The sequence below is a fragment of the Flavivirga abyssicola genome (assembly GCF_030540775.2).
GTDB lineage: Bacteria > Bacteroidota > Bacteroidia > Flavobacteriales > Flavobacteriaceae > Flavivirga > Flavivirga abyssicola.
In genome coordinates this window covers 1,783,307-1,809,299 of sequence record NZ_CP141266.1, presented here as the reverse complement: position 1 = coordinate 1,809,299, position 25,993 = coordinate 1,783,307, and the positions used below count along the sequence as shown (strand labels likewise).

The following is a 25,993-nucleotide window of genomic DNA, read 5'->3' as shown; positions in this document are numbered from 1 at the left end:
GGTAAACACTTTTGGAGATATAATGAAATTAAAATTTACCGAGATTCAAAATCTTGGTCAGAAAACCGAAAATGAAATTCACGAACTTGTAGCAAAAGCTATGGAAAATTAAACTGTGCCTTAACAAAGTCGTGTATAATTCATTGCTAGTATTCGCTTACTTAAGAAAATCCTCGCGGATTTTCTATTCGGTATGTATTTGCTAAATTAGTTGCTGAAGCAAGCAACGAAATCATACACAAACACGTTGGCATACATTTGAGAAAAACTATCTACATATTAATTTTAGGTTTAATTCTATCCTGTAATTCTAACAAACAATTAGAAGGAACTTGGATTGGAGCATATTCATATTCAGAAAATGTTGAATCTTCAATGAATTTTCCGATTCGAAGCTTCGTCACTTTCAAAAACGATAATTACTTCACTAAGAGCTTCAAATTTGACTATCGTGCCGAAAAAGACTTTGAAAAAGGAACTTATAGCTATAATTGGAAGAAAATCACTTATAATTCCGATAATGAAAATACAAATGTTGTTGAATTATTAAATAATGACAGTTTGATTATTAAAGGAGTAGATGGTTCTAACAATTCTGTATTTAAAAAACTGAACGATACATTAAAAAGCAAATCTAGAAATACAAAGCTAATAGGAAAACGCTATTTAGTGAAATCAAAAAAATATAATGACACTCTGAATTTTATAAATGACTCTCTATTAATTAAAAGTTCTAACAAAACAAGAAACCCTGGAACTAAATGGGAACGAATTAACGAGAATGGATTTGACATACTTTTTATGGAAATGGATATTCCATTAATAATTAGGAATAAATTGAACGGAAAAATAATTTTGACTGGATTTCATAAAAAAACTTATAATATTGAAATAACTGAATTGAAATAAAAACGTATGCAAACAATGTATAAAAATAATTGCTCAATTTTGAGCTTAACCCATGGTAGTTGCAAGTTTAAAAACTAGTAGCAGTAAAGATTACCGGCAAAACCAATAAAAAAACACAATAAAAGAAGTTTTATACAATTATTAAATGCCATTACAGAAATCCGTAATTAAGATTGATTTTTTTGATAGAAATTTGTTCCCACCAGGGAATAATATGTTTGCTACCGCAAGTTTTTAACTTGTGGAGATAAGAGTAAGAATAATGGTTATTGCTTTATGCGACCAGTTGTAAACTGTCGTTAAATGAAAGCACCACCCCTGTTATATTTTTAATTGTATTAATTATATACCAACATTGGTTGATATTAAGAGTAAGAAAAAAATAAATAAGATAATTATCTGTTTCTCGCTACCAGTTGCAAACTGCAGGAGCGGGGGTCATTCTGAACGTAGTGAAGAATCTCTTAAACAGAACCTTTACAAAAAAATTTACACTTCAATCTCATAACTTCAAAACGTCGCAACCTTAATAAAAAGACTTACTAACCTTATAATTCTGCATTATAAGGTTAGTCTGTCAATAAATTAAATAAACTTCTTATATTTAGGCAGATGTAAGAGAAATAAACGCCATAAAGTGCGTTTATATAATTGTTGTAAACAATTTAAGAAATGTCGAGAAGCATTCATATTACGAAAAAGAACTTTAAGGGTTTAACCAAAAAGGAATTGGATGAACAGGCTGAAGACCCGAATTCTGAATTAAGAGAATGGGTTCGCAAAAGTGAGTTAAAAAAAGAAGTCAAGAAGAGACGGAAAAATGAAAAAAATAACTAAATATGGAATTTTAATTTTCGGAGTAATAATTCTAATTGGTTTTGCTCTGAAAGGAAATATTACCTCCGCTACCGCTAGTTTAAAAACTAGTGGCGGTAAAGACTAATGGTGGGAGTAAGAAAAAAATAAATAATATGGTTATTTGTTTCGTACCACCAGTTGCAAACTGGCGGGAGCGGGGTAACACAATTATCTGAATGGTTAACTAACTGAAAAGCATAGTTTACTAAATCTAAATTTTAAAATAGAACAGACTGAATTAGCTTCGTGCAAACGAATGAAACAATGAGAAAATTACTTTTATTAATAATATTTATTTTACCACTATCAATCTTCAGTCAAGATAGCTATTTAGCAAATCTTCCGATTAGTGGAGGGGTTTCTGAAATAGGTGTATCACCTTCAGAGAGGATTTGGATTGCTACGAAAGCGGGCAACACATATTACACTGATAAAATTGGTGAGCTTTGGCATATAGGTCCTTTTGGTTCTTTTGACCCTTACAATATTAGTTCAGGGAAAACCTTTGAAAGAATAAACTTTTTCGATGAAAATACCCTAATGATTTCAGGATTTATACAAGAAGGAGGAAAACAAGACTTTGTTTTTCGTTCAACTGATAAAGGAATAACTTGGGATAAAGTAAAATTCGGTAAAAGTAGTTGGATTGATGCTGCTTACATTAACGATAATGGAAAAGCTTGGATGAGTGGAAATTCTCAACTTATTTACTATACTGAAAATAAAGGGGAAACTTGGAAAAGTTTTGATAAAGCAGGAAATGAAAACGCATTAAGATTTGCGACAATTCATTTTGCTAAGGATGAAAAAACAGGCTTATTTGGTTCTTTTTGGAACGTTCTGTATAAAACGACTGACAATTGTATAACTTGGGAAAGATTGGCAACACCTTTAGACCAAAAAAAATATAAGAGGCTTTCTAAAGAACATAGACCTGATATAAGAAAAATAAGAGTTTTTGGAGACTATTATATTATCAATCAACAAGGAAACATTTTCTATACCAAAAATGATGACATAAATTGGATAGAATTACCAAATATTGCTGACTTTGAAACTACACCTGATGATTCTATTTATTTAATTGACACAGATTTAAAAATTGACTTTAGAGATTCAAGTTTCGTTTCTATTTGGAAATCCGATAAACAATTGAAAAGTCTACCAGTGGCTGTTAAAGCAAAAAACAAAAGCCTTTTCGCTTTTATTTACGGTGAAATCTATAAAATCAACCAAAACGATTTTATTGTTTCAAAACTTATGACAAATGAAGTTCCAATTAGAGAACCTTATTTAAAGGTAAATTTCAAAAATGAAGAAATTGGCTTTGATGGAAATACTGTTTTAAGATTTGATAAACAAAATACAGAATGGTATCGATTTATGGAATTACCTATCAATGTTTCAAATGCAGTTATTTTCAATAACCAAATTGTAGTGGCTGACAATCATTTAGACCAAAGAATGATTGTTGATATTGACGAACAAAAAACAATTGAATACGAACTTCCAAAATCACTATTTAATCTATCGAAAAATAATATTAATAAATTTTCAATCGAAATAGGTAGTCAAGGTTGTTTTCATAGTGATAAACAATTTAGAGAGTACCAATTGAAAAAAGGCTACTTTAAATTAACCGCAAAAGGAAAGCAATTTTTGTCAAAAATGGATAAAGAAATAAATCCACAAATACTAAATGAAATAGTGAGTGAAATTGACAATTCTCGTTTCAAAAAACTCAGCATAAACGATTTAGAAATTTCTAAAAAGGATTTAGAAAATTTCAAAAACTTCATTGACAAAGAAGAACAAAAAATTAAGAAAAACGGATATAACCGATTTGAATTTGATAATTATTATTCATTCCCAGGGGAAAATACAGATTTTGAATTTTATAAAAACGTTGCTGACCGATTTGAGACAATTCCAGACTCTATAGTTAATGAAGTGTTTAATACTGGATATGGAAATTGGAGTACGACAACTGATTGGAGAAAAATAACCATTGAATTTAAAAATGGAGATATTTTAACTATCGAGAATTCAGACGATAAACCGAACTATCTATATACACCTTGGATAATTAATTTTAACGGATTGATTATAAAGAGTAACTCGCTCGCATTAGGACATAAGATTAATGAACTAACTGAAGGCGACTTATATGCTGATGTATCAAAAGAAAAAAAATATGCTATTTACAAAGTTGCTGATTTTCTTTACAAACAAACATTGAGCGAGAAATAACTGTGGGCAATAATGTATATAAAAAATAGCGCAAGTCTTTGATTACACTAAGTTTTGGACATTTTTAGGAAGTCACCAAATTTTTAAATTTGACGATTTCCAATAAAAAAATAAATAGTAAAATTTAAAAATTCGGCTTGTGTTAATCCGAAAAGTAACAGCTTATTTTCCACGCTACTTTTCATATACGAGACCGTTGTAGCCAATTTGAAAAACACCTATGAAAAAAATATTATTCTTTACATTTTTCACATTTTTTTCACTGAATATGAATTCCCAAACAACAAGTCCTGAATTATTAGAGATCAAAAAAGAACTTATCCATCACGCAATTGAAGTTGGAAAAGAATACCAAATTAAACTTGACTTTTCGGACGAATCAATTAAAAACGTGGAAAAGATACTCTCTGAATTACACGAAGAATATAAAATATCGAAAAGCGATGATGGTTTAAATGGACTCGCATATATGTTTGGGTTTTACATAATCGACGTAATAGAAAAAAATCACGGAAAAGGAAGAATTGAAAGAAATCATCCCGATTTTGGAAATAATGCCTTTCCTTTTTACTGGAATGGAGGAACTTTATTTCCATTGGCTTGGTGTCAAAAAAGAATTTTCGATGGAGATGGAGACAATGTGGAAATTAAATATCAGATTCTAATATTAGAAGAAAAAAAGAAATAAAAACTGGCTACAACACCGTATAAAATTAATTGCTAGTACAAGCCTACTTACGAAAATCCCCACTACCGCTAGTTTAAAAACTAGTGGCGGTAAACATTACCGGGAAAACCAATAAAAAACATAATAAAAGAAGTTTTATACAATTATTAGCTGCCATTACAGAAATCCGTAATTAAGATTGCTTTTTTTGATAGAAATTTGTTCCCGCCAGGGAATAATATGTTTGCTACCGCAAGTTTTTAACTTGTGGAGATAAGAGTAAAATAATGGTTATTGTTTTATGCAACCTGTTGTAAACTGTCGTTAAATGAAAGTACCACCCCTTTTATATTTTTAGTTGTATTAATCATATACCAACATTGACTGATATTAAGAGTAAGAAAAAATAAATAAGATAATTATCTGTTTCTCGCCACCAGTTGCAAACTGGCGGGAGCGGAATTAATCATGAGGTAATTCTTTCAATAAGTTAAATGAACTTCTTATATTTAGACAGGTACAAGAAAAAATAAACGCCATAAAGAAGAGCATTTATACTATTGCTGTCCAATATACTAAACCAACGCTATGAATAATGGGAAAATAATATTTGTCGGAGGAATTCACGCAGTTGGAAAAGGAACTATTTGTAAAGAATTAGTACAAAAATTCAATTTTGAACACTTGTCAGCAAGTCAAGTTCTCAAATGGAATGAGATAAGTGATTCGAAAAATAAAAAAGTTCAAAATTTCACTACGACTCAAAATAGATTATTAAACAACCTAAATAGAATAATTGAACCGAATAAACAGTATTTACTTGACGGGCATTTTACTTTATTAAACTCAAATGACGAACCCGAAAAAATCGATGAATCTACTTTCTTTGGGATTCAACCAGAATCAATTATAATATTGACCTGCGAGCCTAAAATAATCTTTGAAAGATTAAAACAAAGAGATAATTCTATATACAAATTAAGTGTTCTCAAAAAAATGCAAAAAATGGAAGTTGAACACGCTAACTATATTTCAAAGAAATTAGATATCCCTTTGATTACAGTTATTGACGGAGACACAAGTTCAATATTTGAATATTTAAAAAATTATGAGAATACTAATTGACACTAACATAATCATTCATCGTGAAGCAAATCGTGTTATAAACGAAGATATTGGACTACTTTTCAACTGGCTTGATAGATTAAAATTCGATAAATGCGTTCATCCACTTTCGATTGAAGAAATTTCTTGTCATCAAGACGAGAATGTGGTTAAGACAATGAAAATAAAGATTGCTAACTACAATCTATTAAAAACTGAATCAGCCGATGACCAATTAATAACTCAAATTCGACAAACGGACAATTCACGAAACGATTTTATAGATACAAATATTGTAAAAGAAGTCTACAATAATCGTGTTGACTATTTAATAACCGAAGACAGAGGGATTCATAGAAAAGCTAACTTCTTGAATTGTTCAGAGAAAGTTTTCAAAATCGATACTTTCTTAGAAAAATGTATAGCCGAAAATCCTGAATTAAAAAATTATCAAGTATTAGCAGTTAAGAAAGAATACTTTGGGAACATCAATATTAATGATGTCTTTTTTGATTCCTTCAAACAGGACTACAACGAATTTGAAGATTGGTTTAATAGAAAAGCTGACAACATTTCTTATGTCTGTGTAACAGATGGAGACGTAAAAGCGTTTTTATATTTAAAACAAGAAGATATAAATGAAATTTACAATGACATTGAACCTTCATTTCCCCAAAAGAAAAGACTTAAAATTGGAACTTTTAAGGTAATTTCTACAGGATATAAATTAGGTGAAAGATTTCTAAAAGTAATATTTGACAATGCTCTACAATATGATGTAGAAGAAATTTATGTAACAATATTTGATAAAAGGGATGAACAATTAAGACTTATTTATCTACTCGAAGATTGGGGATTTAAACATTGGGGAGCTAAAACAACAGAAAATGGTATTGAACAAGTTTTTGTTAGAGAATGTAAACCAACACCAAATCTTCAACAACCCAAATTATCCTTTCCTGCTGTATCCAAAAATACGCTTAAATGGATTGTTCCAATTTACCCTGAATATCATACTGAACTATTTCCTGATTCAATTCTAAATAATGAATCACCACAGGATTTTACCGAAAATGAACCTTATAGAAATGCAATTAAAAAGGTTTACATATCACGTTCTTACAACAGAAATTTAAACAGTGGAGATTTAGTGCTTTTTTATAGAACAGGAGGACATTACGCTGGTGTTGTCTCAACTATTGGAGTCGTAGAGAATATAGTAACTAATATTCAAGATGAAAACCACTTTATAGAACTCTGTCGTAAAAGAAGTGTCTTCGATAATACAGAACTAAAAAAATATTGGAATTGGAATAAAAATAATAGACCGTTTATCGTAAATTTTTTATACATTGACTCATTCCCTATGCCAAAAGTTAACTTAAAGAAATTGAGGGATTTAAACATTATACAAAACGCACCACGAGGTTTCGAATCAATAAGTGATGCAAAGTTTGAACAAATATTAAAAGAAGCAAGAGCTAATGAAAGTTATATTATCGATTAAACCAGAATTTGCAAACAAGATATTTAATGGAACTAAGAAGTTTGAATTTCGAAGAACCTTATTTAAAAATAAAAAGGTTAAAAAAGTAGTTGTTTATGCATCCGCACCAATAAGTAAAGTAATAGGCGAATTTGAAATTGATAGAATTTTTCACGAAGAATTAGAATCATTATGGAATCAAACTTCTAAATTTTCTGGTATTACTGAAGATTATTATATGCAGTATTTCAATGGTAAAGAAAATGGATATGCAATTGAAGTTAAAAATCCAAAAAAATATAAAACTGAATTATGCATAAAGCAAAATTTCGGGTTGAATCCACCACAGTCTTTTGCTTACTTGCGGTAAATAATCTTCGGGGCAAGAGTAAGAAAAAAACAAGTATTGGCTCTATATTGGAAAAAAAAGCATTTTATAGAAAAATACTTTTAACGTATAATCACATAAAAGCTTCCTCTTTCCATTCGTGTTCGAAATCAAATAATTCCTTAGGATGTACTTTCAATGCTCCTGCAAGCTCTAAAACTGTATAAAACTGAACATTAATTTTACCTTTCTCAATTTTATTTATTTTACTGTTATCCAAATCACATTCTTTCGCTAACTCTCTAAGGCTTAATTTCTTGTCTAATCTTAGTTCGGCAACACGTCTTCCAAATAAGACTAAAACTTCTTCTTTATATTTTTTGTTCATATTCTTATTATTATGTCTTTGAATATGACTTATTCTTGAAAAAAAATCGCTGTCTTTAAAGACAGCGATTAATAAGTTTTTATTATATTAGACCCAGAATTAATAATTTTGCAATTCTTCTTTTAAAATATTGAAGCAATTGCTTAGAATCTCGGAAAGAAAACTGGTAATTTTTTTGCAAACGAGGTGATAAGTAGATTGGCTCACGACCTAGGCGTGGGCTCTCTTATCGTTTGCAGGGTATACCAGTACCTCTTTCCGTTAAGTTGAGTTCCACGCCTTTTTTGTTTCCATACATTATAGGCTATAGTGAGGTATTTACCTCATGTTTTAGGCAACTAAACTTTAAATTTTACTAACCAATTAAAAAGTAACATGTATTGCTATGGAAAAAACAGTAGCCGATTTATTGCCAGATACTTTTGCAATGCCGCCCTATGCCGTTATAGTTACGCTTATTTCGTTGCTGAACAGCTCTGGGTTAGCAGATGGCGTCGTAAAACATTGTATAACGGGGCTAAAGATTATCACTATCATGTACCTGTGTAAAAACCACGATATAGAAATCGATATTTTAGAGAAAAAGTATTTCGATGCGTTCTTTGAGAAGCTTCCACAAACATATTATAACAACAGGGAATTGATTACAGAAATTATGATTATTGAAAACATTGACCAATGCGTTAAGGCCAATAAAGTACTAGGTGTTGATAGCTAGAGCCAAATTACATTTCGAATTAAAATGTTTTTGGCTCTTTTTTAAGTGTCATTAAGAGTACTTCGACTGCGCTCAGTACAGGCTATAGCGAAGAATCTCATAATAATAAACAATGTTAGATTCTTCAGTTGTTCTGAGGAGTTTATCTACCTGCACTGGGCGTAATCGAAATGTGGGAATCTTTTAAATTTAAACGTAAAATTAAACAGATTGCCACAGTCGTGCCTCCTTCGCAATGACACTAAACTTTAGACCTCTTCATTTTATATCTAAACCTGTACTTGTTTTTTTCTTGTTCCTATTCCTAAAATACTCCACAAAAGCTATAACCAATACACTTATTCCAAACAACGGAAATACAATACCAAGTAAAACAATTAAAGCCATAACGCCATAACCCACTTTAAACTGTGCAGGTACTTTGGGTGTTCCCCATTTTTTAGCTGGTTTACGCTTTAAATAAGATATTAATGCTGCCATGGCTATAAAAGCTAATAATATGGCAACAGCTATCATTAAAATCCAATTCCAGGTGCCAAATTGCCCTTGATGAAAGGCCATAAACCACATACGGCCTCGCATTAAAATACCAACATCTTCCCAATTATGATTTGCTAATTGTTTTCCCGAATATTGGTCGAAATGAAAACGTTTCTGCGCTCCCAAATCGAATGTTGTATTGAAAATACTGTACACGCCGTTTTCATCTTTTGGAAGCCCAATACTAACTTCACCTTTTAAATCTATAGCTTTTGCAAGCGTTACCATCTCATCTAAAGAAATAGCGTTACCATCCACATTCGATTTTAAACCTCTGGCATCCCAGGTTTTAGGAAACCCAGTGTTGGTAACCCCTTGCACCCATTTAAAACTATCTCCAAAAACGTCTGTCCAGGGCATGCCTCCAGCTAAGGTCATGAGTAACAAAACAGAAATCCAAAACCCAAACACGGCATGCAAGTCTCTAAAAAGGATGCGTTTTCCTTGTTTAAAACGCACTCTAAAAAAGCCTTTAATACCTTCCTTTTTACTAGGCCAAAACACATAAATACCTGTAATGATTAATACAAAAAGCCAGCTGGCAATAAGTTCTACGATTTTTGTACCAAACTTACCCAACAGCAATTCACCATGTAACTTTCTAACGGTATGCATATTGGAATCCTTAGGACTAATATGTCCGGTAACTTCACCTTTATATGGATTTACATACACACTGTTTTTATGGCTAAACATTCCCGAAGTAAATGCTGTCGCCTGATTAGCTTCCGTAGGAATCACCATCGTATTAGGCGCTTTGTGTAATGATGGTTTTGCCAATTGCCATTGCTCTTGATATGACATGGCTTTGCCTTCAACCTCAACAACCTTTATATGTGCTTGCTTTGGAGCTTCATAAGTATCTTTAAACAAATAGATACCCCCTGTAACGGCTAAAAGAATCACAAACGGTAAAGAAATAATGCCTGCAATAAAGTGCCATTTCCAAAGCCATTGATTTAATTTATTATCTTTTTTAAACATGGTTTAAAAGGGTTAAAAGAGGGTGTTTAATGGATGTCATTCAGAGCGAAGCGAAGAATCTCTTTAAAGAGGCAACCTGTTTAACAACAAGCAGATTGCCGCAGTCGTACCTCCTTCGCAATGACACACATTAAACATCCTCTCAATATTAAAATTTATAATTTACTCCAAAATGAAAAGCTCTTGGGTTACCAATGGTATAGCTGTTTTCACTTCTAAATCTATTGTAACTTGCTCTGGCAGCATACAGCTCATCAAAGATATTTAGCATATGTGCCCAAACTTCAAAATGTTTTGTGTTATAAGACATCAAAGTATTAAACACATGATGACCATCGTAAACAGCAGTATCAAAAGTACCATCGCCATTATCAACTTGATTTTCAAAACTGGTGTTATACTTACCAACCATCTCATGAGTAACACTTAATAAAAGCCCTTTTACTGCCTGTGGTTTAAAAGTAATTTTAGAAGTTCCTAAAAGCTGTGGTGCTGTTTCTCTATCGGTATCTGAATAATCGACACCTCTATCAAAGAAATCAATGTATTCATGCTTTGCAAAGCTTCCGTTATGGCTAATGGTTAATCCTTCAATGGGATTGTATTTAATACCATATTCAATACCAAACGAACGTGTTTTACCTGCATTGGCATTAAAAAACTCATCATTTTCATCACGTAAAGTAATAAGCGTATTCTTGCCTTCTAAAAGATATAAAGCCATGTCTGCCTTTAAGGTCTTTGATGGCCTAATATAAGTTCCTAGCTCAAAGTTATCGTAACTGCTCGGTTTTAAATCAAATACATCGCCACCAACACCAACAAAACTGTTACGGTATAGGGTAGACGTTTGCGGTGGCGTAAACCCGTTTGAATAATTAGCATACAGTCCTAATTTTTCAGACAGATTATAATTTGCTCCTAATTTTGGAGATACATTGCTGTATGTGTTTTTAGAATCTTTAGGTCCAGCAACGCCATCAACTAAATTATTATAGTCATACTCAAAACCATCATACCGTAAAGATGCTGTTAGTTTCAATTTTTCGGCTGGGTTAATTTCATATTGAAAATAGCCCGCATAATTTAAAATACTGGCATCATAATTAAGAATATAATCACCAGAATTTAATGTGTAGCCTGTATTTTGACCTGTAGCCGTATCAACCCTTACTGAAATTGTTTCGGCTACATATTCTTGTGGAGAATAGTCTATCGAAGACCCTACAATTAAGGAAGAATTTGCAAAATCGAAATCTACTTTATGTTGCACCAAACCAACATAACTTGAAAATGAATTTTCATTAACTTCTCCACTTCCAAAACCTGTTAACTGTCCGCTATTTCTAAACTGTCTAATCCGGTACGATGGCGTTTGCCCCATCTCATTTTTTCTAAAAACAAAGTTGAAAGCCGTTTTATTATTAGCATTCCAGATTTTATCTAAGGTACTTCTAAACCTAAAAGAAAAAGCTTCTCGTTTGGTAAAAGTTTGATCGCTTTCATAATTACCTCCAGAATAATCGGCTTCGCTTATAGATCCTGCCATGTCTGATCGGTAATCAATAATATCGAATACATTAGTCCAGTTTAACCTTGATGACAGATGGTTTACATTTTTAAATGTCAACGCAAATTTTTCATAATCACTATGCTCTACATGGCCATCTTTACGCTTTGTAGACTGTGCACCAACATAAAAACCAACATTTTTGCCAGCGTACTTAGACAACTCTAATTCATAGCGCGTTAAACCCATATCGTTAATTTGAAATCCGGCATGTCCTGAAAAATCCCTAGTTGGGTTTTTAGTAATAAAGTTAAAACTCCCTCCAATGGCTTCACTTCCATAAATACTGGATGCAGGACCTTTTAAAACTTCTAAACGATCAAAAGCCACATCATTCATTTCTAAAAGTGCATTGTGATTAAAAACGGCTGTTGGACGAATTGGTAATCCGTCCTCAACATATAAAAACAACGATTTTGTAGATATTGGAGAACGCACAGACATAAAATGTTGCTCGTTACTGGCTGATCTGGACGTAGACATTAAAACTCCTGGAACATCATTTACTAATTGATCTATTCCCAGCGCCTTAGTTTCTGAAATATATTTAGATGATATTACCGAAATAGAAGCCGGGACTTCTCTTCGTTTTTGAGTTTCTCTACTGGCAGAAATAACAACTTCTTCCAAAGTCTCATCATCATAAACAAGAACAATGATGTTATCTCCTTTTGATAATGTTTTGGTTACTGTTTTATAACCTATAAATTTTACAATAACAGGAGTATTGGCTTCTAAGGAAATTGAAAATTCGCCATTACCACTTGAAACAACCGCATTTTGCAAATTAATTTGAGACTGGATGGTGGCTTGTGCCAATGGCTGATTATTAACATCTACAACTTTTCCGTTGTATTTGTTTTGCGCATACACGCACAAACTTGCAAATAAAGTTGCAAGCACTAATATGTTTTTCATTTGTAGCTTTAATTAATATTTTAAATATTGGATATAACCAACACATGATTAATAAAACCATACGAATTATATCTAATAACATTTAATTTATTGAATAGACTTACTATATCTCAATGTCATTAATTTAAATAGGTATATTCTGTGTCACATTGAGCACAGTAGAAATGCTATTAAAACATAGGCTTAATGTCTTCGACTGCGCTCAGACAGACATTTATTTAATCTTTAAATAATGATGTTGAGCCATACCTGATTAAACCAGATATAAATTATAAAAAGTCTAAAAAAGAAGTATTACACCTGAGGCGGCGGAATTAAAATATCTTTAACTATAGTAGTAAACGTATTGTGGTAGCTCCAATTATTTTTAAACGAAATAAAGAACTGTGCTACAGAAAAATGAGATGTGTTTTTATGAAAATAAACAGGAATAAACGCTTCGAATATGGAGTCTAAAAAGGATGGATCTTCTGTGTCATCAATTGAATTTACAGCTAATTGATTTGCTAAATGGCATTTACCATTACATTGTAACTCTGGTTTTTCCTTATTAACACAATAGGTTTCAATAATATAATCTATGTTTAATTGAAAATATGCTACATACCCAATATTATATGCAGGCCTTAAGGCGAAAGCAAAAAATAAAATAAACGGATATAGTTTCAATTAATATACTAATTAGATGTAGCATGCAAAATTACCACAAAACTTTTTCATTCAATAAATTATTTATGGAATTTTTCTTAATAAATCCTTAACAAACAAGTCTTTTTATTGCGATTTGTTTAATTTTACCATCTATGAATTTATTTCCCATAAATGCGGGTAACCTAAAACTTGATGGTGGCGCTATGTTTGGCGTGGTACCCAAGCCATTATGGCAAAAAACGAACCCTGCCGATGCTAATAATATGATTGAGCTTACAACACGTTGTTTGCTTATTGAGGACGGTAACAGACTCATATTAATAGATAATGGTATGGGTAATAAACAATCTGAAAAGTTTTTTGGTTACTATCATCTTTGGGGAAATCATACTTTAGAAGGCTCCCTTAAGGCTCATGGGTTTCATCAGGACGATATTACCGATGTTTTTTTAACACATTTACATTTTGATCATTGCGGAGGGAGTATTCAATGGAATAAAGATAAAACAGGTTACGAACCTGCCTTTAAAAATGCACACTTTTGGAGTAATAAAGATCATTGGCTGTGGGCTACTCAACCCAATAGACGTGAAAAAGCATCTTTTTTAAAAGAAAATATTATCCCTATAGAAGAAAGCGGACAATTAAAATTCGCATCGCTTCCACAAGACGATTTACTTAAAAATTCAGAACTCGGTTTCGATATCTTTTTTGCTAACGGTCATACCGATAAACAAATGATTCCACTTATTAAATATAAAGATAAAACCATTGCTTTTATGGCAGATTTATTACCTACTGTTGGGCACTTACCTCTTCCCTATATTATGGGCTACGATACCAGACCCTTATTATCACTTAATGAAAAAGAAAAATTCCTTAACATCGCGGCCGATAATAATTATTACTTGTTTTTAGAGCACGATGCTCATAATGAAATTATTACCGTAGAAAAGACCGAAAAAGGTATTCGACTTAAAAACATACATACAACCCAGGAAATATTTAATTAAAATAATTTAAGACTAAAATTTAAGACTATAGTATGAGAACACTTAAGACAATAACAGCTTCTGCTTTTGCAGCTATACTAATCTCAGGATGCGGTGGAACAGCAGAAATACTGGCAACACCTGTTGAAAATATTGATAATACACCATTAAAAGTTTCAGAATTAACTGAAGCAGAAAAACACAATTGGGGGCATTTAGATTTGGTAAAGGATACCATTCCCGGAATGAGTGTTGATAAAGCTTATGCTGAAATTATTAAAAACAAAAAAGGTAAAAAAGTTATTGTAGCTGTTATAGATTCTGGAATTGATATTGACCATGAAGATTTGGACGATGTGTTATGGACAAATACAAAAGAGAAGCCTAACAATGGAAAAGATGATGATGGTAATGGTTACGTAGATGATATACATGGATGGAACTTTTTAGGTGATGGATATGATGAACAATTAGAGTTTGTTAGAATTTTGGCAGCTGGCGACACAAGCAATCCGGATTATAGCAGAGCACTATCTGAGTACGATAAAGAATATCAAAAATACGCAGGCTATAAAGGAAACTACGAACAGATTTTCCAACAAATAAAATCTGCGGATGATGCCCTAACAAAACACTTTGGGAAAAAAGACTACACTAAAGAAGATGTTAATGCTATTAAAACAGACGATGATACTCTTAAACAAGCTGTACAAGTAGCCCAATACATGTTTAGTAATGGTATGGATTCTTTGGCAGATGCTAAAAAAGAAATCTCAAATGGTCTGGAAAGTATTAACGACAGATTAAACTATAACTTAAATAAAACATTTAAAGGACGTGTTACCGGTGACGATCCAAACGATTTATCGACCACATCTTATGGTAATGGCAATGTAAAGCCAGTTAAGAAAAGTGAAAGTCATGGTACACACGTAGCGGGTATTATTGCTGCAGAACGCAATAACGGTAAAGGCGCCAATGGCGTGGCAAATAATGTGGCTATTATGAGTATAAGAACGGTACCAAACGGAGATGAATATGATAAAGATGTTGCTCTGGCTATTAGGTATGCTGTAGATAATGGTGCACAAATTATAAACGGAAGTTTTGGTAAAAGCTACTCACCGCATAGTGACTGGGTACGTGACGCTATAGCTTATGCAGGGAAAAAAGATGTCCTTTTTGTACACGCAGCAGGAAATGATAGTAAAGACGTTGATACAGAACCTAATTTCCCTGACGATAATGTAAATGGTCAAGAAGTTTCAGATACTTATATTAGAGTTGGTGCTTTAGCTCCAAAATATGGTTCTGGATTAGTTGCTGGTTTTTCTAACTACGGAAAACAAAACGTAGATGTTTTTGCTCCTGGAGCTAAAGTATATTCTACAACACCAGAAAACGAATACGATACTAAAGGAGGAACTTCTATGGCTGCTCCAGCTGTTGCTGGTGTTGCTGCATTAATTCGTTCTTATTATCCAAAATTAAGTGCTGCCCAAGTAAAGCAAATACTTATGGATTCTGGTTTAGCTGTAAAAACAAAAGTGGTTGTTGGTGGAAATACTGAAGATGTAAGACCTTTTGCTGATATATCAAAATCATCTAAAATGGTTAATGCATATAACGCATTAATTATGGCATCTAAAATGTCTAAATAATATTAATTTAAATGAATAAAAAAGAGGCTGTTTAGAAAACATTTGGTGTCCGTTCGAGCGCAGTCGAGAACTTTTAAATGTCTTTACTGTTAGGACATCTCGACTGCGCTCGATGAGACAACGTTTAGTCACTAATATTTTTCTAAACAGCCTCTTTTTAACCCTTAATTTTACACTATGAAACGATTCCTTATTTCTATTTTAAGCTTAAGTGTTTTTATTTCCTGTACTAGTTCAAAAAGTACAACAACACAAAAAGCATCTACTGTAACGACTTCGCAAACTCAGTCCTCGCAAGTATCAAATACATATTGGCAACAACATGTAGATTACAAAATGGAAATTGATATGAATGTAAATACCTATCAATACAAAGGAAATCAAACCTTGGTGTATACTAATAATTCACCCGATGTCTTAAATCGGGTTTACTACCATTTATATTTTAATGCTTTTCAACCAGGCAGTGAAATGGATGTACGTTCTCGTACCATTGCAGATCCAGATTCGAGAGTTGGAGACAGAATTAGCAAACTAAAACCTAATGAAATAGGCTATATAAAAGTCCATTCATTAAAACAAAACGGCACGGCTTTAAAGCATGAAACGGTAGGAACTGTTTTAGAAGTTGATCTTGCAAAACCAATACAACCGGGAGAAAGCGTAACGTTTAATATGGTTTTTGATGCACAAGTCCCTGTTCAAATACGTCGTTCTGGAAGAAACAGCAAAGAAGGTGTTGCATTATCTATGACACAATGGTACCCAAAATTAGCTGAATATGATTTTGAAGGATGGCATGCCGATCCCTATATTGGTCGTGAGTTTCACGGGGTTTGGGGAGACTTTGATGTGAAGTTAAGCATTGATGAAAACTATGTAGTTGGTGGTACAGGTTACCTACAAAATCCAGAAGCGACAGCTAAAAACGGTAAAATAACATGGCATTATAAAGCACCAAAAGTACACGACTTTACTTGGGCTGCAGATCCAGATTATATTCACGATACATTACAAGTTCCAGATGGGCCATTATTACATTTCTACTATAAAAGCACTTTAGATGCTGAAAAAAAGAATGGTTGGAAAAAATTACAGCCAAAAACCGTGGAGCTTATGCAGTATTTCAGCAAACATATTGGCAAGTACCCATACAAGCAATATTCCGTTATACAGGGCGGTGATGGTGGTATGGAATATGCTATGTGTACTTTAATAACAGGAAATCGTAGTTATGGAAGTTTAGTTGGTGTTACGGCACACGAAATGGCACATACCTGGTTTCAGTTTTTATTAGCTACCAATGAAGCAAAACATGAATGGATGGATGAAGGTTTTACTACTTATATTAGTGAGCTAGCCGAAAATGATGTTATGAATCGTAATAAAAAGAACCCGCTTGCTGGTTCTTATGGGAATTACATCTATTTAGCGACATCTGGAAAAGAACAACCGCTTACTACACATGCAGATCGTTATCATTTTAATCAGGCATATGGTATTTCTGCATACAGCAAAGGAGCTGTGTTCTTGGCACAACTGGGTTATATTATTGGCGAGGACAATTTAAAGAAAACCATAAAAAAATATTTTAGTGACTTTGCTTTTAAGCATCCAACACCAAACAGTATTATACGTTCTGCCGAAAAAGTATCTGGCTTAGAATTAGATTGGTATTTAATGGATTTTGCGCAAACCACCAATACCATAGATTACGGTGTAAAAAATATAGAAGAAAAAAACATCACTTTAGAGCGTATCGGTTTGATGCCTATGCCTATTGATGTCACTGTAACTTATACAGACGGTACTACCGAAGATTTTTATATCCCATTACAAATGATGCGTGGCGAAAAGCCAACCTCAGCGACTTTAAAAGCAGATTGGGCTTGGGCATTCCCAACGTATACTTTTGAAACTTCAAAAGCCGTTAAAAGTGTTGAAATTGATCCGAAAGGAATGATGGCAGATGTGGATAAAAAGAATAATAAGAAGTAAGGGGGACCTGTAAAAATGGAAAAATATACTGATGTAACACAAGAAGCAGGTATAGAATTTTACCAAAAATTCCATCAAAAAGGAAAAGTTGTTATGCTCAATTTATTGAAATTCAAAAAAACCGCTGACTATTCAGGATTAGAAACGATAAAACCTGAAAAAGAAATTTCGGGAGAAGAGGCTTATAAATTGTACATAAAACATACATTACCTTTCTTAAAAAAAGCAGGAAGTAGTATTCTTTTCTATGGAGAAAGTGACAGCTTCGTTATTGGACCAGCTAATGAAAAATGGGACATGGTAATATTAGTAGAACACGAATCTGTATCTAAGTTTATGGAATTTGCTCAAAACGAAGCATATTTAAAATATGCAGGTCATAGAACGGCTTCCTTGGAAGATTCGAGATTGCTTCCTATTTCTCAACTTGAAACATAAAAATGGCACATCCGCTTAGACAACATATTGAAGAAATAATCAGTCTTACTGATGAAGAATTCGATTTTGTCTTGAGTCATTTTAAACAAATAAAGAAGCGTAAACATCAATATATTGTTCAAGAAGGGGAGATTGTTAATAAAGAATACTGGATAATAAAAGGCTGCTTAAAAAGCTATTTTATTGATGCTAACGGAAAAGAGCACATCCTTCAATTTGGGATGGAAAACTGGTGGATTACAGATTACGAATCTTTTGTAAAACAAACCGAATCCAAAACGTTTATCGATTGTATTGAAGACAGTGAATTGCTGTATATTTCTTTCGAAAACAGAGATAAATTAACGGCTCAAATGCACAAAATGGAACGCTTTTGGGCTAAAAAGAGTAAAATGGGCCGAATTGCGCTTCAAAACAGAATTTTATCATTGTTAAAAAACTCTACTAAGGAGCAATATGATTTGCTTCTAGAACAATACCCAAAACTTTTTCAGCGGGTTCCTAAAAAAATGATTGCAGCTTATCTAGGCGTTTCCAGAGAAACACTCAGCAGGTTAAATTCCTAATACTTGTCTTTTTTCATAAAAGTGATGTACATCACTTTAAAGAAGTGACATAGCTCCTTCGTAATATTCTCATAGCAATGCACCTTTGTATGACAATTAATTTAATAAAAAGGTTATGCCATACATTAACATTAAAGTTACTGACGAGCAAGTAACACAAGAACAAAAACGTCAATTAATAGCAGGTGCTACACAGCTAGTCGTTGATATACTCAACAAAAATCCAAAAACAACTCATGTCGTTATTGACGAAGTACCCGTCGAAAATTGGGGTGTAAATGGGAAACAATATTTAGGAACTAAAAAATAAAAACCATGGAAAACAAAACAGTAATTATTACAGGCGCATCTTCCGGAATTGGTAAAGAAATTGCAAAATACTTTATAGCAAAAAAAAGTAATGTGGTAATGAATTCTTCAAACGAAGACAACTTAAAAAATGCTTATGAAGCACTTGGTTCTCCTTTAAACGCAACTTATTTAGCTGGAGACATTAGTAAACAAGAAACAGGGCAGAAGCTTGTTACTTTAGCTTTAGAAAAATTCAACTCTGTAGATGTTCTAATCAATAACGCGGGCGTATTTTCTCCAAAGCCTTTTTTAGATGTAAAAGAAACAGATTTAGACTTTTATTGGAACGTCAACTTAAAAGGCACTTACTTTACGTCTCAAGCAGTCATTCCACAAATGATTAAACAACAAAATGGTTCTATAATAAACATAGGAACTGTTTTGGTAGAACATGCTATTGATGGATTTCCAGCAACAGCACCACTAACAAGTAAAGGTGCTGTTCATGCTTTAACAAGACAATTGGCAGCCGAATTTGGAAAAAACAACATAAAAGTTAATACCATAGCGCCAGGAATTATACGAAGCCCATTACAAGGAAAAATAGGCATTGAAGATGCAGACAGTTTAGCTGGGCTACACTTACTAAATAGAATAGGGGAGGCTAATGACATAGCCGAAGCAGCTTATTATTTGGCAACATCAAATTTTGTAACAGGAGAAACTATTAATGTAGCGGGCGGACATACGGCAGGACATGCTATTTAAAAACATATTATGTATCAAGAAAATCTAACAGCAATCGAAAATTTAATCAGCAATTACTTTGAGGGCATTTATTACGGAGACGTTACCAAACTGGAATCTTGCTTTCATGAAAACACGTATCTCTTTGGGGATATTAAAGGTGTTGATTACTTAAAAAGTATAAACGACTATCTTGAAGGTGTTAAAAACAGGCAAAGCCCAAATGATTTAAACGAACCTTTTAATATGAAAATTATAGGTATTGATATTATGGGTAAAATTGCCATGGCCAAAGTACACGTTCCTATGCTTGGTTATAATTACCATGACTATTTATCTCTAACTAAAATTAAAGATGAGTGGAAAATCGTAAATAAGATATTTACTCATGTGGGATAAATAAATTTAGCTAATTAAGCGTAAGCCAATAAAGCTTACGCTTTTTTAATACCTTTATAAAATCTGAAAAAATGAGCCGCAGTAACCTTTTTTTTCAACTTTTAAAAACACTTCTAAGGCTGGTATTTTTAAAAGCATAATACAAGCCTTGGATATACAACTATATTTAACAATAAGTAAATATTATTAGATTAACCATTGGATTTTCCTTCTAAACACGCCAAAACCAAATCCTAATACCAAGGTTCCTTTTTATACATTCTTGTTTTAGCAATACGCTCACGATTGTAAATTCTTAAATGAGTTCTTGTAAATCGTTTGTTTCTGTACCCCAGCAAATGAAAAAACGATTTAACAAAAAACCTGGCAACTTTTAAATTTACCTGTAAAACACCTTCGCTTTTCTTTAACCAGGAAACACCTGGTAAGGCTACTAATAAGTTATCAAACCTAACACGTCTTAAAAGCGTTGATAATTTTAAATAAAAAGGGTTTATACGTTTTATAATAAAAAAACCTTCTACGCCTTTAGTTTGATATAAAGGCATAAAAATACGGCCATAATATTTTGCTTTTAATTGCCTACCGTTACTCACAGCTACTGGTTTGCCTTTATCAATGGCTTGAAAACTTTTAAACCCGTTTATCATGGTGAAGGTTTCGTGGGATTGTATCTTATGAAGATAAATAACTTCAAAAACATCAGAAACATGGGCTGCTTGTGTTTTTAACTGTTCATAATAGTCTGAATAATTGGTTACATCATCTGCTTTTAAAATACCAGAGAACACTAAAGCTAAATAAATAAACGCGATATGGTTTGTAATCGAACTTAAATCGTCGTGCTGTCCGGATTCAAAACCCAAAGACACATAACCTAATTCGTTTATATAACTTAATAATGGCCCATTTAAATATTCTTCAATTCCTAGTACAATAGGCACCGGAAACTGTTTGGAAAACTTTCGGTTTATCAATGCATCGTTAATGGTTATAAATGGCAAGGTTTTGCTCGAAGTTGTGTGCAGGTCTATAAAATAAAAAGGTGGTTTCTCGGTTTCTAAAATGGCATTTAAAATATTTAAAAGTTCTAATAATTCTACTTCATCATCGTTTAAAATAGGTTTCTTTTTAATAGCTTCTATACGCTCTTTAGTCCAGAGTCGGTTTAAATCTTCTTTAAGATATCTTTGATGTAATTCAAGGGCTTTCAAATTACCTAAAATAGCATAAATAGTACCTGCGGCTTGTAACGGGTTAATAGCTTCTAAAGTTTCTTTTAAAGCAAAAACCCCTGAAGTTTCATTACCGTGAATCCCACCAAAAAAAACCATAGTTGGTCCTGGTTTTAATCCTTCAACTTTACCAAGTATTCTGTTTACAATGACATTGTTATCTCTTGCTTTACTGTATACATCAACCATGAATTAAAAATCGTTTCTTGTGATTAAGCCTACTAATTTGTCTTGTTTTACTACCGGAAGGCATCCTATATTATTTTTCTCCATGAGTTCTTTTGCGACTTTAACGGGCATGTACTCGTGAGTTGTAACAACATCCGTTTTCATTATTTTATTAACGGCATCGTTTTGTCGTTTTGGTTGTTCTAGATACGAGTTAACATCTGTCCAGGTTATTAAACCAATCAATTCCCTGTCGTTATTTATAACAGGCATGTGGTGTATGTTTTTCCACTTCATAATATTTAAAACCAATTCAACACTGTCTTTTTTATCGACAGAAAAAATATCAGAATTCATAATATGCTTTACAATATGGTGATATTTAATAGGTAACTGTGTACTTTCTAGTACTTTGCCCCAAGTAGAAACCGGATATCCTTTCTCTTGCTTTTCATACATTTTAGAGGTTAAGATCTGCATAGCCTTAAAGCGTTTATGATTTTTTAATAATCGCCTGTAATTTCTAACTAACCACTCTGAACCACTATAGGACTGCACTCTGTTTTCAATAACTCTTAAATAATACTCTGCATCTTTTGGTGTCACTCCAACGCTATATAACCCTCTATATGCCATAGGTAGAAGTTCATTCAATATTAAATTGTAGCTGGCAACATACCTTCCGTTCCAATAAAATTGGGCTGCCATGCCATAGCGTGCTGCATTAAAAAAGTTTGATTTTACATCTTTAAAATCCCATTGCTTATGGATGTTATTATACTTTTTAGGTTTCCCTAACATAACTCCCACCCAAAATACCATATTTGCAATTTCATCTGTTAGCGTTGGTCCAGAAGGAATATATCTGTTTTCTATTCTCAAGTTTGGTCTGCCATCTGTTTTTCCATAGCAAACCCGATTCCACGGATAAACAGTACCGTTATGTAAGCCCAAAGCTCTTAACCCTGGCATCTCGTTGTTGTTTAGCATATCTACACTATCTTTAATAAAATCGGTGGTGATAAAACTCCTAAATCTGGAAATATTGTCTTTAAAAATATCTGTTACAGACCCCGTTTGCCATTTGTTACCAAAGCTAACCCGAGATTGTTTTTCATTCAATAAATAAGAATTCGCCCTGGTATCGATACTTTGTGTAAATAGCGCTATTCGGGTTTCACTCCAAAGTTCTTTTCCAAACAGTAATGGCGAATTGGTACATGCGCTTAAAACAGGCCCGGAAATAGCTTGTGCCCAGTTATAATTATCTACAAAAGTCTTTGGGTTTAATTGTAAATGCATTTGAAAACTGGTATTGCAACCTTCTAACATAACCGAATCGTGCAATAAATTTAATTCGTCTGATCCTTTAATATGAATATCAAAATTTTGTTGTCTAATCCCTTTAATAGCATCATTTAAAACAGAATAGCGTTCCACATTAGTCATATGCTGTTCATTGGCATTATTGATAGAAAGCGATGGCAAAATACCTGTTAGTATTATTTTAATGCCTCTTTTTGACGCGGCTTTTTTTGCCTTTTCCATTAACACCTTTAACTGCTTGTGCAATTGTGAAAAACAAGTATCACCCAATGGTAAAGCATCCAGGTTTATCTCAAGATTATAATTACTGATCTCTGTTGTAAAATGATCGTCATCAATATCTTTTAAAAGTTCTAAAGATTTGCTTTCCGGTAAAAATTCATTGTTAACTAAACAAAACTCTTGTTCGGCACCTATTCTAAAAACACCTTCTTCAATAAGATTTTTTTCAATCATCAAATCAAGCGCTTTAATATCGTTTAATAAATGATAGATATAATTAGCACGATCTTTTTTAGTCTTTAGCTTTGTAACATTTAAATCACCCATTGTTATAATGTTTAATCTTTTAAACTATTAAATTACTGAAGTTCAACGATTTTAAATATGATTTTTATCATGCATGGCAATTGCTAGTGAGGTGTTAATTGTTATTGTTATTTTTGTAGTCATATTTTTATTTATGTCTAAGTCATATCCTAAAAAAGAAAAACTTAAAAGCAAAAAGCTTATTGAACAATTGTTTAGCGAAGGACAATCTGTTTCGGCTTTTCCTTTACGTTTAGTTTATTTTAAAACCATTTTTGATGAGGATATTATAGCCAAAACAGGGGTCTCTGTAAGTAAGCGAAATTTTAAAACTGCCGTTGATAGAAATCGCATAAAACGTCTATTAAGAGAAGTTTACAGGCTGAACAAAACCATGTATTTTAACAACATTACAACACAATATGCGTTTATGATTTTGTACATTGGCAAAGACAAACCAACCCTAACCCAAATAGAGTCTAAAATGAAACATGTGTTTGAAAAATTTTCCAGCAAAGTTTCAGAATAAATAATACCCTTCCATTATGAAGAATTTACTAAAAAAGAGAATCATAATACCTATACTGGCTTTTACCATATTTTTTACTGGAACTGCTTTTAAAAATGATTTTTTTGAAATAGCCAAGCAAATAGAAATTTTTACTACGCTTTTTAAAGAGCTCAACATGAATTATGTTGATGAAACAAACCCTGGTGATTTAATGGATACTGCTATTAAGAGTATGTTAGCAGATTTAGATCCGTACACCAATTTTATGAACGAGCAAGATGTTGAATCTGCCAGAATTAATAATACGGGAGATTATACGGGCATAGGAGCCAGAGTTAAAACATTTAAAGATAAATTGGTTATTATAGAACCCTACAAAGACTATCCGGCAGATAAGGCAGGTTTAAAGGCGGGTGACGAAATTATTAAAGTTGGCGATATTGTTATTGAAACTTATAAAGAAAATACAGGCGATTTATTAAAGGGGGCTTCAGATACATCTGTAGAGGTTACCTATAAACGCCAGGGTAAAACGCATACGGCTACTATAAAAAGGGCTGAAGTAGAAATTAAGGCCGTACCACACTTTTCAATGGTTAACAATAAAACGGGCTATATTGTTTTAAGTAGATTTAATAATAAAGCACATTATGAAACTAATTATGCTTTGCGTGATTTAAAGGCTCAGGGAGCTGAACACATTATTTTGGATTTAAGAGGAAACCCTGGTGGACTTCTTAATGAAGCTATTAAAATTGTAAATCTTTTTGTGCCAAAAGGTCAACTGGTGGTTACCACAAAATCTAAAGTTAAAAAATATAATAAAACCTATTATACGCAAAGTGAGCCTATTGATACCGAAATACCCTTAATCGTTTTAATTGATGGTAATAGTGCTTCTGCAAGTGAAATTGTATCTGGCTCTTTACAAGATTTAGATCGTGCTGTTATTGTAGGTGCCAGAAGTTTTGGAAAAGGTTTAGTACAACGCCCTAAACAACTTACTTATGGAACGCAGGTTAAAATAACCATTTCAAGATATTATACGCCTTCTGGTAGGTGTATTCAGTCTTTAGATTATTGGAATAGAAATGAAAAAGGGGAAGCAGTTCGTGTAAAACAAGAAAACTACAACGAGTTTAAAACCAAAAACGGCCGTAAAGTATTTGATGGTGGTGGTGTATTTCCAGATGTTGTTTTTAATGCTTCTAAAAATTCAGCCATCACAAATGCCATAGTAAATAGCGACTTAGTGTTTAACTATGGTACAGATTACTATTATAAAAATAATTTAACGGACATTAATGGTTTAAAGCTTTCGGATACGGACTTTTCAAATTTTAAAAACTATTTAAAAACTAACAAGTTTTCTTTTAACACAAATACAGAAAAAGCGCTTTATAAAGCTTTTGAAGCTGCGACCAAAGAAGAATTAAACGATAATATTGAAAAGGACTTTAATACTTTAATTGCTAATTTAAAGTTGACCAAAACCAGTGTTATAGACGAGAACAAAGATTATTTATTGGAATTATTAACTGAAGATATAGTAAAAAGATATGTTTACAGAGAAGGGTTATATGAATACTATAAAATAAACGATCCTAGAATAAAAAAAGCGACAGAAATACTTAGTAATACGTCTACATATCTCAATTACTTAAAGTAATATTTACTTATTTCTATTTGAACTCATCTTGACTTTTTCTATTTCCTAAAAAATGGCTAAAATTCGCCCATATGTTGTTGCTTTTTTTATGCT

The 25,993-nt window shown here is 32.5% G+C and carries 23 protein-coding genes; 17 read left to right on the top strand and 6 right to left on the bottom strand.

Annotated elements, in window-relative coordinates; genetic code table 11:
• The first annotated feature begins 258 nt into the window (after window positions 1–258).
• From Q4Q34_RS07550 to Q4Q34_RS07525, 6 genes are all read left to right on the top strand, one after another.
• Window positions 259–909, top strand: coding sequence for a hypothetical protein (locus Q4Q34_RS07550; RefSeq protein WP_303316651.1), 651 nt, complete (start codon window positions 259–261; stop codon window positions 907–909).
• Window positions 910–2,031: 1,122 nt separating this feature from the next.
• Window positions 2,032–4,017: a WD40/YVTN/BNR-like repeat-containing protein gene (locus Q4Q34_RS07545; protein ID WP_303316650.1), complete on the top strand. Its 1,986-nt coding sequence runs from the start codon at window positions 2,032–2,034 to the stop codon at window positions 4,015–4,017.
• A 268-nt stretch (window positions 4,018–4,285) separates the two neighbouring features.
• Window positions 4,286–4,705, top strand: coding sequence for a hypothetical protein (locus tag Q4Q34_RS07540; protein ID WP_303316649.1), 420 nt, complete (start codon window positions 4,286–4,288; stop codon window positions 4,703–4,705).
• Between the two features lie 567 nt (window positions 4,706–5,272).
• Window positions 5,273–5,809 (top strand): ATP-binding protein, encoded by a 537-nt coding sequence (locus tag Q4Q34_RS07535; protein ID WP_303316648.1) that lies wholly within the window; start codon window positions 5,273–5,275, stop codon window positions 5,807–5,809.
• The gene (locus Q4Q34_RS07530; RefSeq protein WP_303316647.1) at window positions 5,793–7,295 is read left to right on the top strand and encodes a PIN domain-containing protein; all 1,503 of its coding nucleotides are present in this window, start codon (window positions 5,793–5,795) and stop codon (window positions 7,293–7,295) included. Before Q4Q34_RS07535 ends, Q4Q34_RS07530 begins: the two co-directional genes overlap by 17 nt.
• On the top strand, window positions 7,273–7,644 hold the full coding sequence (locus Q4Q34_RS07525) for a hypothetical protein (protein WP_303316646.1): 372 nt from the start codon (window positions 7,273–7,275) through the stop codon (window positions 7,642–7,644). The genes Q4Q34_RS07530 and Q4Q34_RS07525 overlap by 23 nt, the downstream gene beginning before the upstream one ends.
• A gap of 91 nt (window positions 7,645–7,735) precedes the next feature.
• Here the strand turns inward: Q4Q34_RS07525 and Q4Q34_RS07520 are convergent, their stop codons facing one another.
• Window positions 7,736–7,990 (bottom strand): helix-turn-helix domain-containing protein, encoded by a 255-nt coding sequence (locus Q4Q34_RS07520; protein ID WP_303316645.1) that lies wholly within the window; start codon window positions 7,988–7,990, stop codon window positions 7,736–7,738.
• Between the two features lie 385 nt (window positions 7,991–8,375).
• Between Q4Q34_RS07520 and Q4Q34_RS07515 the strand changes: the two genes are divergently transcribed.
• A complete protein-coding gene (locus Q4Q34_RS07515; RefSeq protein ID WP_303316644.1) occupies window positions 8,376–8,708 on the top strand; it encodes a hypothetical protein in 333 nt (110 codons plus the stop codon).
• Between the two features lie 258 nt (window positions 8,709–8,966).
• Here Q4Q34_RS07515 and Q4Q34_RS07510 read toward each other — a convergent pair whose 3' ends face one another.
• The 3 genes from Q4Q34_RS07510 to Q4Q34_RS07500 form a co-directional block, all read right to left on the bottom strand.
• Entirely contained in the window at window positions 8,967–10,232 is a 1,266-nt protein-coding gene (locus tag Q4Q34_RS07510) for a PepSY-associated TM helix domain-containing protein (protein WP_303316643.1), read from the bottom strand.
• Between the two features lie 148 nt (window positions 10,233–10,380).
• Entirely contained in the window at window positions 10,381–12,720 is a 2,340-nt protein-coding gene (locus Q4Q34_RS07505) for a TonB-dependent receptor (protein ID WP_303316642.1), read from the bottom strand.
• Window positions 12,721–13,014: 294 nt separating this feature from the next.
• Window positions 13,015–13,389 carry a hypothetical protein gene (locus Q4Q34_RS07500; RefSeq protein WP_303316641.1) on the bottom strand — a complete coding sequence of 125 codons (375 nt, stop codon included), beginning with the start codon at window positions 13,387–13,389 and terminating at the stop codon, window positions 13,015–13,017.
• 134 nt (window positions 13,390–13,523) lie between these two features.
• Here Q4Q34_RS07500 and Q4Q34_RS07495 point away from each other — a divergent pair, with 134 nt between their 5' ends.
• From Q4Q34_RS07495 to Q4Q34_RS07460, 8 genes are all read left to right on the top strand, one after another.
• On the top strand, window positions 13,524–14,384 hold the full coding sequence (locus tag Q4Q34_RS07495; RefSeq protein ID WP_303316640.1) for an MBL fold metallo-hydrolase: 861 nt from the start codon (window positions 13,524–13,526) through the stop codon (window positions 14,382–14,384).
• 32 nt (window positions 14,385–14,416) lie between these two features.
• Complete coding sequence (locus tag Q4Q34_RS07490) at window positions 14,417–16,024, top strand: S8 family peptidase (RefSeq protein ID WP_303316639.1); 1,608 nt, start codon at window positions 14,417–14,419, stop codon at window positions 16,022–16,024.
• A gap of 177 nt (window positions 16,025–16,201) precedes the next feature.
• Window positions 16,202–18,022, top strand: coding sequence for a M1 family metallopeptidase (locus tag Q4Q34_RS07485; protein WP_303316638.1), 1,821 nt, complete (start codon window positions 16,202–16,204; stop codon window positions 18,020–18,022).
• Between the two features lie 15 nt (window positions 18,023–18,037).
• Window positions 18,038–18,460, top strand: a complete 423-nt coding sequence (locus tag Q4Q34_RS07480) for a DUF1330 domain-containing protein (RefSeq protein WP_303316637.1) — start codon at window positions 18,038–18,040, stop codon at window positions 18,458–18,460.
• A 2-nt stretch (window positions 18,461–18,462) separates the two neighbouring features.
• On the top strand, window positions 18,463–19,026 hold the full coding sequence (locus Q4Q34_RS07475) for a Crp/Fnr family transcriptional regulator (protein WP_303316636.1): 564 nt from the start codon (window positions 18,463–18,465) through the stop codon (window positions 19,024–19,026).
• Between the two features lie 115 nt (window positions 19,027–19,141).
• Window positions 19,142–19,336: a tautomerase family protein gene (locus tag Q4Q34_RS07470; RefSeq protein WP_135878668.1), complete on the top strand. Its 195-nt coding sequence runs from the start codon at window positions 19,142–19,144 to the stop codon at window positions 19,334–19,336.
• A gap of 5 nt (window positions 19,337–19,341) precedes the next feature.
• Window positions 19,342–20,085, top strand: a complete 744-nt coding sequence (locus Q4Q34_RS07465; protein ID WP_303316635.1) for an SDR family NAD(P)-dependent oxidoreductase — start codon at window positions 19,342–19,344, stop codon at window positions 20,083–20,085.
• 9 nt (window positions 20,086–20,094) lie between these two features.
• Window positions 20,095–20,463: a nuclear transport factor 2 family protein gene (locus Q4Q34_RS07460; protein ID WP_303316634.1), complete on the top strand. Its 369-nt coding sequence runs from the start codon at window positions 20,095–20,097 to the stop codon at window positions 20,461–20,463.
• A gap of 233 nt (window positions 20,464–20,696) precedes the next feature.
• Here the strand turns inward: Q4Q34_RS07460 and Q4Q34_RS07455 are convergent, their stop codons facing one another.
• Both Q4Q34_RS07455 and Q4Q34_RS07450 read right to left on the bottom strand, forming a co-directional pair.
• Window positions 20,697–21,887 (bottom strand): succinylglutamate desuccinylase/aspartoacylase family protein, encoded by a 1,191-nt coding sequence (locus tag Q4Q34_RS07455; RefSeq protein WP_303316633.1) that lies wholly within the window; start codon window positions 21,885–21,887, stop codon window positions 20,697–20,699.
• A gap of 3 nt (window positions 21,888–21,890) precedes the next feature.
• Entirely contained in the window at window positions 21,891–23,741 is a 1,851-nt protein-coding gene (locus Q4Q34_RS07450) for a CBS domain-containing protein (RefSeq protein WP_303316632.1), read from the bottom strand.
• Between the two features lie 133 nt (window positions 23,742–23,874).
• On the opposite strand from Q4Q34_RS07450, the gene rnpA reads away from it, so the two are divergent.
• On the top strand, window positions 23,875–24,249 hold the full coding sequence (gene rnpA, locus Q4Q34_RS07445; protein ID WP_303316631.1) for a ribonuclease P protein component: 375 nt from the start codon (window positions 23,875–23,877) through the stop codon (window positions 24,247–24,249).
• A gap of 16 nt (window positions 24,250–24,265) precedes the next feature.
• Entirely contained in the window at window positions 24,266–25,900 is a 1,635-nt protein-coding gene (locus tag Q4Q34_RS07440) for a S41 family peptidase (RefSeq protein ID WP_303316630.1), read from the top strand.
• Window positions 25,901–25,993: the final 93 nt, after the last annotated feature.

Coding starts and splice junctions, on each gene's coding strand:
- Q4Q34_RS07545 (WP_303316650.1), top strand. CDS start 2,032: ATGAGAAAATTACTTTTATTAATAATATTTATTTTACCACTATCAATC.
- Q4Q34_RS07540 (WP_303316649.1), top strand. CDS start 4,286: ATGAATTCCCAAACAACAAGTCCTGAATTATTAGAGATCAAAAAAGAA.
- Q4Q34_RS07535 (WP_303316648.1), top strand. CDS start 5,273: ATGAATAATGGGAAAATAATATTTGTCGGAGGAATTCACGCAGTTGGA.
- Q4Q34_RS07530 (WP_303316647.1), top strand. CDS start 5,793: ATGAGAATACTAATTGACACTAACATAATCATTCATCGTGAAGCAAAT.
- Q4Q34_RS07525 (WP_303316646.1), top strand. CDS start 7,273: ATGAAAGTTATATTATCGATTAAACCAGAATTTGCAAACAAGATATTT.
- Q4Q34_RS07520 (WP_303316645.1), bottom strand. CDS start 7,990: ATGAACAAAAAATATAAAGAAGAAGTTTTAGTCTTATTTGGAAGACGT.
- Q4Q34_RS07515 (WP_303316644.1), top strand. CDS start 8,376: ATGGAAAAAACAGTAGCCGATTTATTGCCAGATACTTTTGCAATGCCG.
- Q4Q34_RS07510 (WP_303316643.1), bottom strand. CDS start 10,232: ATGTTTAAAAAAGATAATAAATTAAATCAATGGCTTTGGAAATGGCAC.
- Q4Q34_RS07505 (WP_303316642.1), bottom strand. CDS start 12,720: ATGAAAAACATATTAGTGCTTGCAACTTTATTTGCAAGTTTGTGCGTG.
- Q4Q34_RS07495 (WP_303316640.1), top strand. CDS start 13,524: ATGAATTTATTTCCCATAAATGCGGGTAACCTAAAACTTGATGGTGGC.
- Q4Q34_RS07490 (WP_303316639.1), top strand. CDS start 14,417: ATGAGAACACTTAAGACAATAACAGCTTCTGCTTTTGCAGCTATACTA.
- Q4Q34_RS07485 (WP_303316638.1), top strand. CDS start 16,202: ATGAAACGATTCCTTATTTCTATTTTAAGCTTAAGTGTTTTTATTTCC.
- Q4Q34_RS07480 (WP_303316637.1), top strand. CDS start 18,038: ATGGAAAAATATACTGATGTAACACAAGAAGCAGGTATAGAATTTTAC.
- Q4Q34_RS07475 (WP_303316636.1), top strand. CDS start 18,463: ATGGCACATCCGCTTAGACAACATATTGAAGAAATAATCAGTCTTACT.
- Q4Q34_RS07470 (WP_135878668.1), top strand. CDS start 19,142: ATGCCATACATTAACATTAAAGTTACTGACGAGCAAGTAACACAAGAA.
- Q4Q34_RS07465 (WP_303316635.1), top strand. CDS start 19,342: ATGGAAAACAAAACAGTAATTATTACAGGCGCATCTTCCGGAATTGGT.
- Q4Q34_RS07460 (WP_303316634.1), top strand. CDS start 20,095: ATGTATCAAGAAAATCTAACAGCAATCGAAAATTTAATCAGCAATTAC.
- Q4Q34_RS07455 (WP_303316633.1), bottom strand. CDS start 21,887: ATGGTTGATGTATACAGTAAAGCAAGAGATAACAATGTCATTGTAAAC.
- Q4Q34_RS07450 (WP_303316632.1), bottom strand. CDS start 23,741: ATGGGTGATTTAAATGTTACAAAGCTAAAGACTAAAAAAGATCGTGCT.
- rnpA (WP_303316631.1), top strand. CDS start 23,875: ATGTCTAAGTCATATCCTAAAAAAGAAAAACTTAAAAGCAAAAAGCTT.
- Q4Q34_RS07440 (WP_303316630.1), top strand. CDS start 24,266: ATGAAGAATTTACTAAAAAAGAGAATCATAATACCTATACTGGCTTTT.